The following is a 17,010-nucleotide window of genomic DNA, read 5'->3' as shown; positions in this document are numbered from 1 at the left end:
CTCAGTATTGAAGATATAGAGCTTTTTAGATTTTTATTTAAAAAAGGCTTCTTTTGTTCTTATTTCAAAGGACTTTTAGCCTTTTGTTTCTCAAAGATTAACCTACCTGGCTTCCTGGCTTAACCTTGCCAAGGAGTGAAGTAACATTCAAAGTGCCGTCGAAGTTGACTGCAGAGAGAATCATACCCTGGCTCTCGATGCCCATCATCTTGCGAGGAGCAAAGTTGGCTACGAACAATACGTCCTTGCCGATCAGCTGCTCTGGCTCGTAGTAGGCTGCGATACCTGAGCAGATGGTGCGCTCTACGCCAGAACCATCGTCGATAGTGAACTTCAGAAGCTTCTTAGACTTCTTTACCTTCTCGCAGTTCAGGATGTGACCTACGCGGATATCGAGTTTCTCGAAATCATCAAAGCTAACTTCTGGCTTGATAGGAGCTGCCTGGTAAGAAGCCTCCTCGTTGGCCTTCTTGGTGTCAGCAAGCTTCTGGAGCTGTCTTTCTATTACCTCATCCTCAATCTTCTCGAAGAGCAATTCAGGCTCACCGAGCTGGGTACCAGCTTTGAGCAGATCTGTGCTGCCGAGCTGAGTCCACTCGAAGTTAGGCATATTGATCATCTTGCGGAGCTTCTCTGAAGAGAATGGCAAGAATGGCTCGAAGGCGATGGCGAGGTTGGCTACCAGCTGGAGGGAGATGTTCAGGATGGTCTCCACACGCTTAGGATCGGTCTTCCAAACCTTCCAAGGCTCACACTCTGTGATGTATCTGTTACCTATACGAGCCAGGTTCATAGCCTCTTTCTGAGCCTCACGGAACTTGAATACGTTGAGATATTGCTCAACCTTCTCCTTCACGTCCTTGAACTCAGCGATGGCCTTCTCGTCTACCTCCTGCAATTCGCCGCAGGCAGGAACTACGCCGCCCCAATACTTCTTGGTGAGCTGGAGGGCACGATTTACGAAGTTACCGTAAACGGCAACCAACTCAGAGTTGTTGCGCTCCTGGAAATCCTTCCATGTAAAGTTGTTGTCCTTGGTCTCAGGCGCATTGGCTGTCAGAACATAGCGCAATACATCCTGCTTGCCTGGCAAATCTACGAGATACTCGTGCAACCATACAGCCCAGTTGCGGGATGTTGAAATCTTATCATCCTCCAGGTTCAGGAACTCGTTGGCTGGTACGTTGTCTGGCAAGATATAGTCGCCGTGAGCCTTCAGCATGGTAGGGAAGATGATGCAGTGGAACACGATGTTGTCCTTGCCGATGAAGTGAACAAGACGTGTTTCAGGATCCTGCCACCACTTCTGCCATGTTCCCCACTTTTCTGGATGAGCGTCGCAAAGCTCCTTGGTGTTTGAGATGTAGCCGATAGGTGCATCGAACCAAACGTAGAGCACCTTGCCTTCTGCTCCCTCTACAGGAACCGGAATACCCCAATCTAGGTCACGGGTCATGGCACGTGGCTGAAGATCCATATCCAACCAACTCTTGCACTGACCGTAAACATTGGTACGCCACTCCTTGTGACCTTCCAGAATCCACTTTTTCAACCAATCCTGATATTTGTTCAATGGAAGATACCAGTTCTTGGTAGGCTTCTTCACGAGGCCATGACCAGGGTTGTTCTTGTTGGTAGGGTTGATAAGTTCCTCAGGAGAGAGGGTAGCACCACATTTCTCGCACTGGTCGCCATAGGCACCTTCTGCACCGCAGCGAGGGCAAGTGCCCACGATGTTACGGTCGGTAAGGAATTCGCCTGTTACCTCATCACAGAACTGCTCCTCTACCTTTTCCTCCAATACACCCTTGTCGTAGAGAGTGCGGAAGAAGTCAGAAGCAAACTTATTGTGAGTAGGCGAAGTGGTACGGCTGTAAATATCAAAAGAGATGCCGAAATCCTCGAAACTCTTCTTGATGAGGTTGTGATAGCGGTCAACAACCTCCTGTACTGTAATACCTTCCTTCTTGGCACGGATGGTTACTGGTACACCATGCTCGTCGCTACCGCCGATGAAAACAACGTCTTGCTTCTTGAGGCGAAGATAGCGAACATAGATATCGGCTGGCACGTAAACACCTGCCAGGTGGCCGATATGCACACCACCGTTAGCGTAAGGCAATGCTGCGGTTACGGTGGTACGTTTGAAATTCTTTTGTTCCATATTAGCTAATATATTTTTGTTATTTGCCTGCAAAATTACAAAAAAATGTTGGAAAGTAGAAAGGATTGGCGCTCCTTTTTCTTACTTATCTATATAATAAGGTGGCATTTTGTGTGGAAAATGGATAAAAAGAGCTAAAACAGCAATAATAAGTAGAGTTGTCCGAAAATAAAAAAGACCCTAAGCAGTTGAGCTTAGAGTCTTTTTTTTATTATCATTTACTATTTTTATCTGTTATTGTTTTCTTTTGTTTTCTTGTTTTTTCTCTATGATAGAGAAGTTATTACCCTGTTTCGTCTTGTTATCCTAATATCCTTCTTTTTATGTTGATGATGATAGGATAATTCTTACATTACATTCATGTAGGCGATAACAGCCAACTCTGCAATAAGAATAACGAAACCAATCTTCTTAACTAATTCTGTAATTTTAAAAATGCAATTCATATTCTATATAGTTTTGTTGTTGTAATTTACCCCTTACACTTATGTGCTTGGTTCTTTTTTCGATTGCAAAGGTAGTGGTTTTTCTGTTATCTGTGGGGTAAATATTGATTTTTTGGGGTATGAATTGTTTAGAATATGGGTAAAAACAATAGTTTTGCTATGATAAGCGTAAAATTTACCCTAAATGAACTCCGTCTCCGTTTTCAGAATGGATATTTTTTTATCTGTATTTCTTGCGTTGTAAAAATGAGGGCTGTCTGTTATGTACAACAAAAAAGCCTTAACGAACCCCTTTAAAGGTGCGCTAAGGCTTTTTTGAACCAGGAATGTATATTTCTGGTGCAATTGATTGATAACCTCCCTTATACTTATTATAATGTCTTAAAGACTCATATAGGCAATGACAGCTAACTCTGCGAGCAAGACTACGAAACCTATTTTCTTTACTGCTGATGTAATTTTAAAAATGCAATCCATGATCTTAAAAGTTTTTGTTGTTAATAATTGACCACTACGTTGCCGTATGATCTTGTTTACGAATGCAAAGTTAGGGCTTTTTTGTTAATGTATGGGGTATTTATTCTTGTTTTTGGAGTAAAAATGTGTCTTTATTGTTAAAAAACAACAGTTATTACCTCTGTTGTGATAGAATTTACTCCCCTTGTGTTATCTTTTTCTTTATATTTATGCAGTATTAAGAGGGCGATAATGCGTTTTTTTATCCAACATTTTGTCACAATTGTCCTCTTTCTGCCCAGTCTCCTCTGTCTAATGTACGGTAACCTATGGCTTCAGCAAGATGTTGAGGCTCTACGTTCTCACAACCAGCCAGGTCGGCTATTGTTCTTGCCACTTTCAGAATTCTATTATATGCCCTGGCAGAAAGAGACAATTTCTCCATGGCCATGCGCAGGAGGTTGATTCCTTCCTCTGTCGGTTCTGCAAACTGGTGAATCATCCGTTCCGTCATTTGAGCATTGCAATGAATGCCCTTGAAGTCTTTGAATCTGTTGGCTTGAATCTCCCTGGCTTTTATCACTCTCTCCCTGATATTTGCGCTAGGTTCGCCTGGCGCAGCTTTGGAGATGTCCTTGAACGGTACAGGACTTATTTCGCACTGTATGTCTATTCTGTCAAGCAGTGGTCCTGATATTTTATTCATGTATCGTTGGATTTGTCCTGGTGTGCAGACGCATTTGTGGGTAGGGTCACCGTAATAGCCGCATGGACATGGGTTCATGCTTGCTACAAACATGAAGGAGCATGGGTAGTCTATGGAATATTTTGCCCTGCTGATGTTGATGTGGCGATCTTCCAATGGTTGTCGCAGTACTTCAAGGGTTGTTTTGTTGAATTCCGGAAGTTCGTCGCAGAAGAGCACGCCGTTGTGCGCCAATGATATTTCGCCCGGCTGAGGACTGGTTCCTCCACCGACTAGGGCTACTTGTGAAATCGTATGGTGAGGTGCTCTGAATGGTCGTTGGGAAATGAGTGAGACATTCTTGCCCAGTTTTCCTGCAATAGAGTGGATCTGGGTTGTTTCCAGGCTTTCTGATAAGGTTAGAGGAGGAAGGATGGATGGCAGTCTTTTTGCCATCATGGATTTGCCTGATCCCGGAGGGCCTACCATGATAAGGTTATGACCGCCTGCAGCAGCCACTTCCAGTGCACGTTTTACGTTTTCCTGTCCACGTACATCTGCATAGTCATAGTCGCAATGAGTCTGGTTCTCGTAGAATTCCTTCCGCGTATCTACGATGGTTGGTTCTGGTGCAGACTGGTCGCTGAGAAACTGGATTACTTCAAAGAGATTTTTCATGCCGTAAACCACAAGATTGTTTACGACAGCTGCTTCCCGGGCATTCTGTTCCGGTACGATAAGTCCTTTGAAATGTTCTGCTCTGGCTCTGATAGCGATAGGAAGTGCGCCTTTTATGGGTTGCAAGGTGCCGTCAAGGCTCAGTTCTCCTACCATCATGTATTCTTTCAAGTGCTCTTCTGGAATATTCCCGTTTGCGCCCATGATGCCTATTGCCAACGGTAGGTCGAAGCTGCTTCCTTCCTTTCTGAGATTGGCAGGAGCCAGATTGATGGTAATATCCGCAATCGGGAATTTGAAGCCACTATATTGTAGGGCAGCCGCAATACGGTCACGGCTTTCCCTTACTGCCTCATCTCCCAGACCGGTAAGATGATACATTACACCCTTGTTCAGGCTTACTTCTACGGTTACAGTAGTGACTTCCAAGCCATTAACTGCTGCACAATATGCTTTTACTAACATATGGCTACTGGTTTTAAAGGTTTATGGTATGGCTCGATGTTTTTACTTAAGCAATTCGTCGAGCTTATTGTAAAGCTCTTGCTTTTTCATGCCTCGGGCGATGATTTTTCCATTCTGTAGCAGAATGATATTTGGCAGGGATTTGAGTCCCAGTTTGTTCAGGGTCTTGTCTTCCATCATCTCTCCGTTGCAGATAGTTGGAGAAGTGATGGAATCTCGCTTAATGTTCTGCTTGCATTCATATTTGCTGGCGTCCAGGCAGAATCCCATCAGCTTGAGCCTTCCGTTAGCTTTCTTCTGGCGTCTCTTGAGTTCTCTCTGAAGTTCCTGACTGTCATAGTTGTATGATGCCCATGTATAGATGACAGCCACTGGAGCGCTACTCAAATCGGCAGATGAAACCATTTTGCCATTCAGGTCGTAGGCTGTAAATGTTGGCAACTGTTTTCCTACGCTGCTGTTTCTGGTATCGGTTGCCCATGTCTTCATTTTACCGAATAGAGGATTCTTTCCCTGTTCTTTTTCAAGAAGTGCAAGGAGAGAAAGTGCTTTGTCGTAGTCGGGTGAAGAATTGGCAAAGAAATACTTTCTTATCAGGTATAGGCTTACAACAGATTTTGTGTTTGCCTTGATGAAATCTTCAGCATGTTTTTTCTCCTGTGGAGGAGTGTCGTTGAGGATGCTTTGACGGAACTTGGTCATGAGTTCATTGGTCTTAGTGCCCTTCACTTCCATTTCCTTCAGGTGAGAAGCGTCCGCCTTGATATCTACCGACTTTCCTGATTCAGCAAAGATAGGCTGTTCAGAGAAGTTTGGGAATACAATCATGATGGTGTAGTTTTCCTTGCATGGTTTTTCGAAAGAGAAACGGCCACCTTGTACTTTGATAGTGTCCATACCTTCAAAGCCTCCATCCAGACTATAAACATAAAATTCACCTTGGTTCATGTGAAGAAATTTGCCTTCAATTTGAAAATAACCACTTCTTGCCCCACATGAGGTAAGTATTAAAACTGAAATAAAATATATGATGTAAGCAAATTTTTTCATAATGAAAAACTTTAAGGGGTGCCGCGAGCGGGACTCGAACCCGCACAGCCATTACTGGCCAAGGGATTTTAAGTCCCTCGTGTCTACCAATTCCACCATTGCGGCATGGTAAACGTTAAGAGTTAGAGCGGAAAACGGGACTCGGACCCGCGACCCCAACCTTGGCAAGGTTGTGCTCTACCAACTGAGCTATTTCCGCATTGTTGCGAGTGCAAAGGTAATGCTATTTCTTCATTCTACCAAAAGATTTACATTTTTTAAGACGAAGAATCCTCATTTTTTTCGTTTTATGGCTTAAAATGTAGCATTTTCGCTTAATTACCTACTGTCAGCACGCTTCCGTTGCCCGAATAAACCACTCTGTATCTCATGAGTGCTTTGTCGTTTTTTCCTTGACCGCCACTTGTTATCGTGCCGTTTTCCAGGTTATAAACTCTTTTGCATTTGTTGCAAACGACTGATTGGCGGTTTCCTGTCCATTCCAGCGGATAGTTGGTCCCGCCATATTGCTGGATGCAGTTAGGGCATTGACGGTCCCACGCAGCGTAACCGTTGAAGTTGGTTGTTCCCAAGATAAAGCCGTTTTTGGTTGCGTCGGTTGTATTGCTTCCAGCGCCCATGTGGCTATAGTTGGCGTAATTTTCCTTGGCAGTTGAGAGGATGATAGTCTCCGTATGATTCCTGCCGTCGTTCAGGGTGGAGTAGATGTTCCAGACTCCGTTTACCCTTTTGGCACTAACCATGGTGTAGGTTCCTGCGCCACTCAATGCAGTAACAATGCTGCAGTCGAGATGATATTGGGTTCTGAAGATAAACTGGCACAGGTATTGTGTGCTGATGGTGTTTTCTGCATCGCACGAACAAAGTAAGAGCATAGCTATTCCAGCCATGCTCTTCACCTTATTATATATATATACCTTATTATATATGCTATTCTTCATACAGAAGCCTTTTCTGTTTTTATTTCAAGAGTTCCTTTTCTGCATTCTCCATGCGTTCGAAGTGGAATTCTGAGAGGGTTTTCTCCATCAGTTCCTGAATCTTGTCGTTGCAGAGATTGCCGATACTTCCCTCGTGAGTATGATGAATGTCTTTATTTGGCTTGAATTCACCTGCTTCAATTTCCAGTCCAACAGTCTTGTAGGCGTCACGGAAAGGCATTCCGTTGGCAGCAAGCTGGTTCACTTCCTCTACAGAGAACATTGGGTCGTAGCGAGAATCATCAAGAATATGCTCGTTCACCTCCATCTTGTTGATGATGTAAGCAGCCATCTGCAGGCAGTCCTTCAACTCGTCGAAGGCAGGAAGGAACACTTCCTTGATAATCTGAAGGTCGCGGAAGTAACCCACCGGCAGGTTGTTCATGATGAGCATCACCTGCTGAGGCAAGCTCTGCAGCTTGTTGCTCTTGGCGCGAATCAGCTCGAATACGTCAGGGTTCTTCTTGTGAGGCATGATGCTGGAACCGGTGGTGCACTCCTTAGGCAACTTCACAAAGCCGAAGTTCTGGCAGTTGAACATGCAGGCATCGAAAGCCATCTTTGCCAGTGTTCCTGCCACGGTAGCCATGGCGAAAGCCACGTTGCGCTCCATCTTTCCTCTGCCCATCTGGGCATAAACCACATTATAGTCCATGCTGTCGAAACCGAGAAGCTCGGTAGTCATGGTGCGGTTCAATGGGAATGAACTTCCGTATCCTGCTGCGCTGCCCAACGGGTTGCGGTTGGTCATGCGGTAAGCAGCCTGCAGGAAGAGCATGTCGTCGGCAAGTCCCTCAGCATAAGCGCCAAACCAGAGTCCGAATGATGAAGGCATCGCCACCTGCAGGTGGGTGTAGCCCGGCATCAGAACATCCTTGTACTGGTTGCTCTTCTGAATCAGCTCGTCGAAGAGAATCTTCACTGCGTCCACAATCTCCTTCAACTCATGACGGGTGAAGAGTTTGAGGTCTACCAGAACCTGATCGTTGCGTGATCTTCCCGAATGAATCTTTTTACCCATGTCGCCCAGTTTCTGGGTGAGCATCAGTTCTACTTGGGAATGAACATCCTCCACGCCGTCATCAATGACGAACTCGCCCTTGTCAGCGATGGCGTAGATATTCTTCAATTCTGCGAGGAGCTGTGCCAGTTCATCCTTCTCCAGGAGTCCGATGCTTTCGAGCATGGTGATGTGCGCCATACTTCCCAGTACATCGTACTTGGCGAGATAGAGGTCGAGCTCACGGTCGCGGCCTACGGTGAATCTTTCGATTTCCTTGTTTACTTCAAAGTTCTTTTCCCAAAGTTTATGTGCCATAATTTCTTTATTTTTAATCCTGGTAAGGAATCATCGCCAGGGCGTCGGCAATCTTCTCGATGCCTTCCTGCAATGGCTTCTTCACCATACCCTTGATAAACATGTTGAGCTCAGCCTTGATGGTGAGCTTCATCTTGCATGAGAATTCTCCTGTAGGGAGCAGCTGAATCCAGAAGTTGAATGGGATAGGGCTGTTTTCTGTCTCGAACTTGATGGTTTTTGGAAAATCTCTGTCGATGATGCGCATCTTCAGGTCGCCCACCATAGGAGCGTTGATAGTGATGCTGTCGCTGTCGAATCTCAGGTCCTTGAGTTTCTCCATTTCCTTTCTCTTGTCCTCAGGAATCTGGTCTTTCACCTGCTCGAAGCGGTCCTTGAGCACCTGCAGGTTGTTGAGGTCGCTCAAAGTATTAAAAACAGATTCCTGCTTGTGAGGAATCTGTTTGATATTACTTTCGAATGTACTTGTACTCATTATTGATGGGTCAAAAATTACTTCTTCCAGTTAGCTGGGTCCTTGCGCCACTCGTGGAGCAACTCTACGTCTTCCTGCTTGATGTAGCCAGTCTCGAGAGCCTCTTCCACTACGTGCTCGTAGTCAGTCAGGGTAACCAGCTTCACGTTAGCATCAGCGAAAGCCTTCTCTGCTATAGGGAAACCGTAGGTGTAGCTAGCTACCATACCCACAATCTCGTTGCCGTTCTTGCGGAGCGCCTCTACAGCCTTGAGTGAGCTGCCGCCTGTAGAAATCAAATCTTCTACAACAACAACCTTAGCCTTAGGGTCGAGCTCACCTTCAATGAGGTTCTGCATACCGTGATCCTTTGGTTTTGAACGGACGTAAACGAAAGGCAAGTGCAACTCGTCAGCAACCAAGGCACCCTGTGCGATGGCACCTGTAGCCACACCGGCAACAGCGTCAGCCTCTGGGAACTGCTCCAGGATGGCGTGTACGAGCTCGAGCTTCACATAGTTGCGGAGTTCAGGGAAAGACAATGTCTTGCGATTATCACAATAGAAAGGAGACTTCCAGCCAGAAGCCCAAGTGAAAGGATCGTTAGGCTGCAATTTGATAGCCTTAACCTTCAATAACTTAGATGCGAATTCTTTCTTCAGTTTGTCCATAATTATAAGGAATTAATAATTAATTTTTGGCAAAGGTACTACAAAAAAGTGAGTTATTGCCACAAAGATGCGATTTATTATATATTTTTTATACCTCAAGCCCATTTTTCTGCTGTTTTCGACTATTCTTCAGTTCTTTTTTTATTCCTTCGTCCATCCTACGGATGTGAAGCTGAATTTCATTTTGCCGGCTTTCATGAGTTCCTGGCAGCAGGCGTTGACGGTGGCTCCCGTGGTGCAGACGTCGTCTACGATGAGAAGATGTTTGCCCGTCAGGTGTGTGATGGGGTGCTTTCTGCCTTTCTCATCGTGATAGTATGTAGCAAGCTGGAATGCATGTTCCACGTTCTCCTGTCTTTGCCGTTTGTTCTTGTGGGTTTGACTTTCGGTGAAGACTTCCCTTCTTACTGCATCGGTGATGATGGGCAGCTGGGTTTGCCTCCTGATGCCTAGGGCTATTTGTTCGCTTTGATTATAGCCACGTTTCTCCTTCCTTTTGGGTGTCAGTGGAATGGGGATGATGGCGTCAATTCCTTCAAAGAATTTTCTCTCGATTCCTTCTTTGCCAATCATTTCTCCCAAGAAGAAGCCTGCATCCGGTCTGTCTCCATATTTCAGGGCATAGACGGACTGGCTGGCAGGCGAATGGCCCTGGTAATAAAACAAGGAGGCGCATCGCTCGATGGGAATATGTGCCCAGAAAATCTTTGCCATCTCGTTCTCGTATGGATTTTCCCAGGTATCTGTACGAGGCAAAGTCGAGAGGCAGGATGTGCAGAGCATTTCTTCCGGCCCATGAAGGCGTCTACCACACATCAGACAGTGGCGGGGAAATAACAGGTCTAGTATTTTCCCTAATAGGCTGATTTGCATTACTTCTTTTTTACTTTGAACTTCTTTACTTTGAACTTTGAATTTTGAACATTGAACTTTATGATTAGTAAAGCCGTTGAATTATTCACTCTTCACTCTTCGTTCTTCACTTTCTTCCCTAGAAGTCTTCTTCGAAATCGATGTCGCCCAAATCTTCTTCTTTCATCTTGTCGATGCATTTGTGAATTACATCCATGCTGTATCCTCTGCCAAGGGCAAAACGGATGAGTTTCATGGAGCGTTCATAATCGTTTTTAGCCTTGATGCTCTTATATTTGCTTTTCATCAGGGGCAGGAGGGTTTCCGTGTACATATCGTCCTCGATTTCCTCGAAGATGGGGTCGGAGATTTCCTTGGGAATGTGTTTCAGCCAGAGAGCCTGCTCCACCTTCCTTCGTCCCCACTTGTTATATTTTATCTTGTCGTTGATAAAGAAGCGGGCAAAGCGCTCATCGTCGATAAATTTCTTCTGAGTCAGAAATTCCATGTTTCGGGCGATGGCTTCCTCTTCCAGTCCCCATTTCTTCATCTTGTCAAGCATCTCTTGCGAGCAATGTTCGGCTTTCGTGCAGAGGGTGGTGAGTTTCAGTAGTGCCTGTTCCTCTGTCATCGGCTTCTTGGGGCGCTTGGAGTTGTCATAATATTCCATAATGCATTTATGTTTTATTGGGAGGATTACAAATCCTCCGGTTTTGATAGGACGAACCTTTTTTTACTGCGGATTGCAAATCCGCAGGGACGTCTGGCGGTGGACTTTCTGGAATCGCTAGGCGTAGTCTTCCGTTAGGCGTTCCGCCGGATTTGCAATCCGGCGTCAAAAAATGTTCGACCCTATTATTTTGCGGATTTGCAATCCGCTTATCTAATAGACTATTTCATAGCTCGCATCATTCTCTTCTTTCCGAAAGCATCTTCCTTGGTCTCGATGTTCTTGAAGCCAAATCCTTCGAGCATTTCTCTTGTCTCCTTTTCGTAAAGAGGGTTGATCTCGAAATAGAGCATGCCCCAGCTTCGCAATTCTAATGAGGCGAACTCCGCGATGGCTCGATAGAACTTCAGAGGATCTTCATCGGGTACAAAGAGGGCGAGATCGGGCTCGTAATCAAGGACGTTTTTCTCCATATCTGCCTTCTCCTTTTCGCAGATATAAGGAGGATTGCTCACGATGATGTCTGCTTTAAAATGATCTTCTCTGTTTGTTTTACACATTTCAAGCAAGTCAAAAATATCGACATTTTTGAAGATAGCTCTGGACGCTAACTGCTTGGCATTCTTTGTGGCAACATTGCAGGCAGAGTCGGAAATATCTATTCCTAATACTTCTGAATCTGGAATGTCAAGGCTCAGGGTAATGGCAATGCAGCCAGAGCCGGTACCTAAATCTATGATTCTTGGTCGAGGAGAGGCTAGTTTAGAATGTCTAGCTTTTTTATAACTATGTAACACTTTGATGAGGAATCTCAAACGTGAATATTTGCGTTTGAACCATCCTTTTTCCTTAAATATGTTTATGTCCTCAAAGGCAACGTCAGGGCTGATGTTAAATTCTTTTCTGATAATTTCCTCTACATTTTCCCAGTTCTCCTTCTGTGTTTCCACAATCCATTGACAAAGCTCGGCGGTCTCAGGTCTTGGGATGAGCACGCCCGGCTCTACATGGAAAGTCCGGCCAGCAAAGTCGGCTTTGCCCAAAACATACTGCACCGGTTCGCCATTTTGCAGTCTTGTGATAATTTCTTCCAGATTTCTTCCCTCGTCTGAAGATAATTCATTAACTTTGCCGCAGATTATGTCGGTCAGAGTCATTCCATATTCCACATCAAGCACGGTGCGGACGATAGCCTGCGCTTCGCCAGCATCATAGAGTGGGGTAAGGGATTGCCAAAGTTGCTGATAAGTTTTCATCTTGATATTGCTTGTTGCGATTTGATATTGCTTTGCAATTTGATTTGAGAGCAAAGGTACGACATTTTATCGAAAATGAGTAAGAAAAACAAAGAAAAGTTGAATTATGGAACAAAATAAAGTATCTTTTCAGAATCCGAAGACGGGAGAGCCGCTCTCTCAGCAGGAGATTGACGAAATGTTCATGCGCCGCTGCCTGCAGTTGGCTAAGAATGGTAGGCAGAATGCGAAGCCTAATCCGATGGTGGGCGCCGTCATCGTGAGTGCAGAAGGAAGAATCATCGGCGAGGGCTATCATGTAAGATGTGGCGAGGGGCATGCAGAGGTCAATGCCTTTGCTTCTGTGAAGCCCGAAGATGAGCATCTTTTGAAGGATGCCACCATCTACGTGAGTCTCGAACCGTGTTCTCATTATGGCAAGACGCCTCCTTGTGCCGACCTGGTCGTCAGGAAAGGCGTGAAGAGATGTGTCTGCGGCTGCGTAGATCCTTTTGCTAAGGTTCAGGGGCGTGGAATCCAGAAGATTCGCGAGGCAGGAATCGAGGTAACAGTAGGCGTTCTGGAGGCGGAATGCCTCGAACTCAACAAGCGTTTCATCACTTTCAATACCCATCAGCGACCATATATCATCCTGAAATGGGCGCAGACTGCGAATGGTTTTCTGGATAATAATTATCAGGGAATGGCGATTTCGTCGCCTTTTACCAAGATGCTTTCGCACAAGCTTCGTGCCGAGAATGATGCTATCCTGGTGGGAAGAATCACCGATGAGCGTGACCATAGTCTGCTCAACGTAAGAGACTGGAGCGGCAAGGACCCGATGCGACTGGTCATCGACCGCTATCATCCTTGTTTCGAGGGCTTGGATTTCTCCAGGGGTAAGGAAGAGGTGTTGAAGCAGATGATGCAGTACCTATATAATAATAAGGTGCAGTCGCTGATAGTAGAAGGTGGAGCCATCACCCATCAGGCTTTCCTCGATGCCGGATTATGGGATGAAATCAGGGTAGAAACATCTTTATCCACAGATGTGGAAAATGTGGTAACTGCCGGAACAGCAGCACCCAAGCTTCCTCATAATATACGGTTAGTGAGCCATGAGGCGTATGATGGAAACGTCATCAATATCTATGAACGCCAATAGTTTCATAGAAGCCCCAAAGCTAATCATAAAGTTCAAAGTTCAACATTCAAAGTTCAAAGTAAAGAAATGAGCAATAGATTTACATCGCGCCTGAGCGATAATGACGATTTCAAGAGAGATGAGTTGATTCGCAAGATAGAGCATTCTGTGGAGCACATGACGCTCGCCGAGCTGGAAGCCCTGTCGTATGACATGTTTACCAAGGGTTACATCCAGGATTACTAAACATTCAGGCATAAGACAAGATATAAAAAAGGTGGGTGCTACAACAATTCGTGTAACACCCACCTTTTTTATATCTTATTCTTTATTTCCTTTATTTCGCCATTGGAGTGAAACGCAAGGTGAACTCATGAGCTCCTGTTGGAGTCATGTACTGTGGCAGACAAGAGTCGCCACCACAACTGCGGTTACCGATGCCACGCTGCCAGAAATCGAAGTGAGCGAAAATCTGGTTAGAGCGTACCAGGTCGTAAGGATGCTTGCCACCATAGAATACGTCGTAGTTGAACTGGGCATCATCGAAGTGAGACAACGAGAAGGCTACCATGCCCTCGGTGGTAATCTGCAACTTTGTGCTGTTGTTGTCCAATGTCAATTGGCGCAAGCCCTGGCGGTCGCCCATGGTCTGAGGAGCACTCTGCTCTTCGAACATGCCATCCACGGTGGTCTTGTACAAACCTAACAGCGAACCTCTCTGGCGGTCGTTGTAGTTGCTCCAAGGGCCCTTGGCGTAATATTCAACATTCTCGAAACCAGGAGCAAACTGCATGGTAATACCGATTCTTCGGGTTTCCTCAGAAGAATTGTTGGTAGTCACCTTCATATCTACGGTTCCGTTAGGATAGATGATGTAAGCAATCTGGTGAGTATCCTTACCGTTGGTAACGGCAGTTTCCACAACCACGTTCTTGCCCTGCTTCTTAGGAGCCTTCACCATCATCTTCTTGCCGGTGAGTGCACCCTCTTCCTTATTCTCGTTCTCGGCAACACCACCTGTAGCACCCAGGTTTACGTTGTCGTTGGCGATGCGGCGGAAACCGTTGAAGTCAGGACCTGCATTAGGCTGAACGAGCTGAGTATTGCGATAAGTCCAGTTGGCGAGGGTTCCATCCTCTGCGAATGTGATGCTGAAATCCTTGCCGGTGATGGTGTTATCCTTCACCTTCAGCTTGCCCTTCTCCTGGATAGCTGGCAATTTGCCATGGTCTTTCTGTACGAAGGTAGGGTCGGCAACAGAAGTGCCACCTGCGTTCTCTGCAGAAAGCTTGAACTGCTGCTGAGCCATCTCATAACCCTGCTTGCTCCATGAAGTAGCCTTCTTCAGGATGAGGCTGAAGGTGATGACATACTCTGCCTTATCATCTACAGCGGTGGTGTATGGGATGTTGATGTCGCAGGTTTTGCCTGGCAATACAGATGGGATAGCCATCTGGTTCTTCTCTACAGAAACGCCGTTGCGGAGCACCTCGTAGCAGAGATCATAGATGTCGGCAAGGTTGGTGAATGCGCACTTGTTCTTCAAGGTGAGTACGCGGCTGTAGAAAGATTCGAAGTTCACGTCTCTATAAACATACTTCACCTCGGTGAGCTTGGCTGTCCACTCTCTGCCTGGAGTAATGATACCGTTACTCATGAAGTCGCCCTGGAATCCTCTGTAACCGTTGTTCATCTTGGTATAGTCGTAACCGGATGTGTAGTAGTGGAGTCCGGTCTTAGGATCCTTCAGAGGAAGACCCTTGCGGATGCGGCGTGTATCGTAGATTCCCTGGTCAACCCAGTCCCAGATGCAGCCACCGGTAATACCTGTACTTGCCTCGATGAGATCCCAGTATTCCTGCAGGTTACCCACAGCCTGACCCATTGCGTGAGCATACTCACAGATGAAGTAAGGCTTGTCGTTGAGGCCGTTCATCTGCTTCTTTACCACCTCGATTCTTGGATACATGTCTGAACCGAAGTCTGAGTACTTGGCGCCGTGATTGTAACCCTCGTAGTGAACCCAAGCATCGCGACCAGGCAGGAGTTCCTTCACCTTATCGTAGGTAGCCTGGAAGTTGTCGCCACCGCCCGACTCGTTACCGAGCGACCAGAATACCACGCTAGGATGGTTGCGGTCTCTCAACACCATGCGTTCTGTGCGATCAACGTAGGCTGCGCGCCATGTAGGGTTGTTTGAGAGAGATTGGTTGTTGTGGCACTCTACGTCAGCCTCATCCATACAGTATAATCCGTAGTAGTCGAACATCGCATACATCTTAGCCTGACGAGGATAGTGGCTGGTACGGACGGTGTTCACATTGGCCTGTTTCATCAGAATCACGTCGCGAAGCATGGTTTTCACGTCGATGGCGTGACCATAGAGTGGATGAATATCCTGGGTGTTGACACCCTTGAAGAATACTCGCTTGCCGTTTACATAAACCAGTTTATCCTTGATGGTCACCTCTCTGAAACCGTATTTGGTAGAGAATACCATCTCTTCCTGGTCGCCTGCCTTCTGGCGAACGATAACGGTATAGAGATTAGGCTGCTCTGAGGTCCAGGCCTTCAGACCGGTGAGGTTGTCGATGCTAAGGCGACAGTTCTTCTGAGCATCCTTGGCAGTCATGGCAACCTGAGCAGACTGCTTGGCAACAGACTTGCCCTGTGGGTCGAGGAGTTCAATCTCCAGCGTCTTCTCAGATTTCTCCTTGGCTGCATTATCGATGGTCAGGTCAACATTCAGGTTGCCTGATGTGTAATCCTTGTTCAGGGCAGATGTGATGTAATGATCTGCTACGAAGGTCTTTGGAGTAGCTACGAGATAAACATCGCGGTGAATACCACCGAGGTGCCACATATCCTGTCCCTCCAGGTAAGAGCCGTCGCTCCAGCGGTAAACGCGTACAGATACGTTGTTGTCGCCCTTGCGGACGAGGTTGGTCACATCGAAGTCAGCATCGGTATTGGCGCCCTGTGAATAGCCGGCATATTTTCCGTTTACCCAAACCACGATGGCGCTGCAGGCACCGTCGAAGTGCAGGAACACGCGTTTTCCTGTTTCCCAACCCTCTGGCAGGTTGAAGTTACGGCGATAGGAACCTACCGGATTCTTGTCGAAATTATCCTTGAAGGCTGTGATGAACGGAGGTTTGTTCTCGAAAGGATAACCTACGTTGTTGTAAACCGGAACATCGTATCCAGCCATCTCCCAGTTGAGAGGCACCTGGAGTTCCTTCCATGAAGAAACGTCGGCGTTGTCTGCCCAGAAATCATCCTTTTCCGGCTTGCCCTGCTTCCAGTCGGCTGTATAGTGGAATTTCCACTTTCCGTTGAGCAACAGATAGTTGGCACGCTTAGGAGTGAGCCATGGGAATTTGAAGTAATCGTCCTTCTGCATGGTGGCAGTAGAAGAATAAGGCACGAAGGTAGCGTGCGCCTTTTCCTTGCGATCCTCAAACTTAGTTTCGTCTTCTACCCATTTGTCTGTAAACGGACAAACGTCAACTTTGGTCTCCACCACCTTCTTCACTTTTTTCTTGGTGTGTCTAGGTTGTGCAATAGCTGATGCGCTGAAGAGGAAGGTCAATGCAACCGCAGCTCCCCAAAATAAATGTTTTTGTTTCATTGTCTGGTTGAATTATTAATAATTACAAGTTAGCTAGTTATGAATCTATTTAGATTTGGTGCAAATTTACGATTAATTCCTGAAACCTCCAAATAATTACAGCACTTTTGT

13 protein-coding genes and 2 tRNA genes are annotated in these 17,010 nt (G+C 46.1%); 2 read left to right on the top strand and 13 right to left on the bottom strand.

Translation table 11 applies throughout. The annotated features are described in order from the left end of the window. Positions 1-97: 97 nt before the first annotated feature. From metG to ACQRBJ_RS04095, 12 genes are all read right to left on the bottom strand, one after another. On the bottom strand, positions 98-2,164 hold the full coding sequence (gene metG / locus ACQRBJ_RS04150; protein ID WP_264951163.1) for a methionine--tRNA ligase: 2,067 nt from the start codon (positions 2,162-2,164) through the stop codon (positions 98-100). A gap of 1,179 nt (positions 2,165-3,343) precedes the next feature. Next, positions 3,344-4,894 (bottom strand): YifB family Mg chelatase-like AAA ATPase, encoded by a 1,551-nt coding sequence (locus ACQRBJ_RS04145; protein WP_153122017.1) that lies wholly within the window; start codon positions 4,892-4,894, stop codon positions 3,344-3,346. Positions 4,895-4,936: 42 nt separating this feature from the next. Beyond that, the gene (locus ACQRBJ_RS04140) at positions 4,937-5,944 is read right to left on the bottom strand and encodes a DUF4369 domain-containing protein (protein WP_294971167.1); all 1,008 of its coding nucleotides are present in this window, start codon (positions 5,942-5,944) and stop codon (positions 4,937-4,939) included. Positions 5,945-5,963: 19 nt separating this feature from the next. Beyond that, a tRNA-Leu gene (locus tag ACQRBJ_RS04135) sits at positions 5,964-6,049 on the bottom strand. 21 nt (positions 6,050-6,070) lie between these two features. Beyond that, positions 6,071-6,143, bottom strand: a tRNA-Gly gene (locus ACQRBJ_RS04130). A gap of 115 nt (positions 6,144-6,258) precedes the next feature. Further along, positions 6,259-6,885 (bottom strand): hypothetical protein, encoded by a 627-nt coding sequence (locus ACQRBJ_RS04125; protein WP_293629176.1) that lies wholly within the window; start codon positions 6,883-6,885, stop codon positions 6,259-6,261. A gap of 19 nt (positions 6,886-6,904) precedes the next feature. Continuing rightward, positions 6,905-8,242, bottom strand: a complete 1,338-nt coding sequence (argH, locus tag ACQRBJ_RS04120) for an argininosuccinate lyase (RefSeq protein WP_445302925.1) — start codon at positions 8,240-8,242, stop codon at positions 6,905-6,907. 13 nt (positions 8,243-8,255) lie between these two features. Continuing rightward, positions 8,256-8,717, bottom strand: coding sequence for a polyketide cyclase (locus tag ACQRBJ_RS04115; RefSeq protein ID WP_089543321.1), 462 nt, complete (start codon positions 8,715-8,717; stop codon positions 8,256-8,258). Positions 8,718-8,734: 17 nt separating this feature from the next. Further along, complete coding sequence (pyrE, locus tag ACQRBJ_RS04110) at positions 8,735-9,367, bottom strand: orotate phosphoribosyltransferase (protein ID WP_153122021.1); 633 nt, start codon at positions 9,365-9,367, stop codon at positions 8,735-8,737. Between the two features lie 141 nt (positions 9,368-9,508). Next, on the bottom strand, positions 9,509-10,240 hold the full coding sequence (locus ACQRBJ_RS04105; protein ID WP_445302924.1) for a ComF family protein: 732 nt from the start codon (positions 10,238-10,240) through the stop codon (positions 9,509-9,511). 118 nt (positions 10,241-10,358) lie between these two features. Then, positions 10,359-10,889 carry a regulatory protein RecX gene (locus ACQRBJ_RS04100; protein WP_153122023.1) on the bottom strand — a complete coding sequence of 177 codons (531 nt, stop codon included), beginning with the start codon at positions 10,887-10,889 and terminating at the stop codon, positions 10,359-10,361. A 221-nt stretch (positions 10,890-11,110) separates the two neighbouring features. Beyond that, positions 11,111-12,145 carry a N5-glutamine methyltransferase family protein gene (locus ACQRBJ_RS04095; protein WP_445302923.1) on the bottom strand — a complete coding sequence of 345 codons (1,035 nt, stop codon included), beginning with the start codon at positions 12,143-12,145 and terminating at the stop codon, positions 11,111-11,113. Positions 12,146-12,251: 106 nt separating this feature from the next. Here ACQRBJ_RS04095 and ribD point away from each other — a divergent pair, with 106 nt between their 5' ends. Beyond that, positions 12,252-13,289 (top strand): bifunctional diaminohydroxyphosphoribosylaminopyrimidine deaminase/5-amino-6-(5-phosphoribosylamino)uracil reductase RibD, encoded by a 1,038-nt coding sequence (gene ribD, locus ACQRBJ_RS04090; protein WP_445302922.1) that lies wholly within the window; start codon positions 12,252-12,254, stop codon positions 13,287-13,289. A 66-nt stretch (positions 13,290-13,355) separates the two neighbouring features. Next, positions 13,356-13,514 (top strand): hypothetical protein, encoded by a 159-nt coding sequence (locus ACQRBJ_RS04085; RefSeq protein WP_176425501.1) that lies wholly within the window; start codon positions 13,356-13,358, stop codon positions 13,512-13,514. A 91-nt stretch (positions 13,515-13,605) separates the two neighbouring features. On the opposite strand, the gene ACQRBJ_RS04080 is transcribed toward ACQRBJ_RS04085, so the two are convergent. Continuing rightward, entirely contained in the window at positions 13,606-16,899 is a 3,294-nt protein-coding gene (locus ACQRBJ_RS04080) for a glycoside hydrolase family 2 TIM barrel-domain containing protein (protein ID WP_445302921.1), read from the bottom strand. Positions 16,900-17,010: the final 111 nt, after the last annotated feature.

The sequence above is a fragment of the Prevotella sp. SGI.167 genome, assembly GCF_050313615.1.
Taxonomy (GTDB): Bacteria; Bacteroidota; Bacteroidia; order Bacteroidales; family Bacteroidaceae; genus Prevotella.
This window is presented reverse-complemented; position numbering and strand designations above follow the sequence as displayed.

Bases quoted from the DNA above. Each gene is read 5' to 3' on its own strand.
- metG (WP_264951163.1), bottom strand. From the start codon at position 2,164: ATGGAACAAAAGAATTTCAAACGTACCACCGTAACCGCAGCATTGCCT.
- ACQRBJ_RS04145 (WP_153122017.1), bottom strand. From the start codon at position 4,894: ATGTTAGTAAAAGCATATTGTGCAGCAGTTAATGGCTTGGAAGTCACT.
- ACQRBJ_RS04140 (WP_294971167.1), bottom strand. From the start codon at position 5,944: ATGAAAAAATTTGCTTACATCATATATTTTATTTCAGTTTTAATACTT.
- ACQRBJ_RS04125 (WP_293629176.1), bottom strand. From the start codon at position 6,885: ATGAAGAATAGCATATATAATAAGGTATATATATATAATAAGGTGAAG.
- argH (WP_445302925.1), bottom strand. From the start codon at position 8,242: ATGGCACATAAACTTTGGGAAAAGAACTTTGAAGTAAACAAGGAAATC.
- ACQRBJ_RS04115 (WP_089543321.1), bottom strand. From the start codon at position 8,717: ATGAGTACAAGTACATTCGAAAGTAATATCAAACAGATTCCTCACAAG.
- pyrE (WP_153122021.1), bottom strand. From the start codon at position 9,367: ATGGACAAACTGAAGAAAGAATTCGCATCTAAGTTATTGAAGGTTAAG.
- ACQRBJ_RS04105 (WP_445302924.1), bottom strand. From the start codon at position 10,240: ATGCAAATCAGCCTATTAGGGAAAATACTAGACCTGTTATTTCCCCGC.
- ACQRBJ_RS04100 (WP_153122023.1), bottom strand. From the start codon at position 10,889: ATGGAATATTATGACAACTCCAAGCGCCCCAAGAAGCCGATGACAGAG.
- ACQRBJ_RS04095 (WP_445302923.1), bottom strand. From the start codon at position 12,145: ATGAAAACTTATCAGCAACTTTGGCAATCCCTTACCCCACTCTATGAT.
- ribD (WP_445302922.1), top strand. From the start codon at position 12,252: ATGGAACAAAATAAAGTATCTTTTCAGAATCCGAAGACGGGAGAGCCG.
- ACQRBJ_RS04085 (WP_176425501.1), top strand. From the start codon at position 13,356: ATGAGCAATAGATTTACATCGCGCCTGAGCGATAATGACGATTTCAAG.
- ACQRBJ_RS04080 (WP_445302921.1), bottom strand. From the start codon at position 16,899: ATGAAACAAAAACATTTATTTTGGGGAGCTGCGGTTGCATTGACCTTC.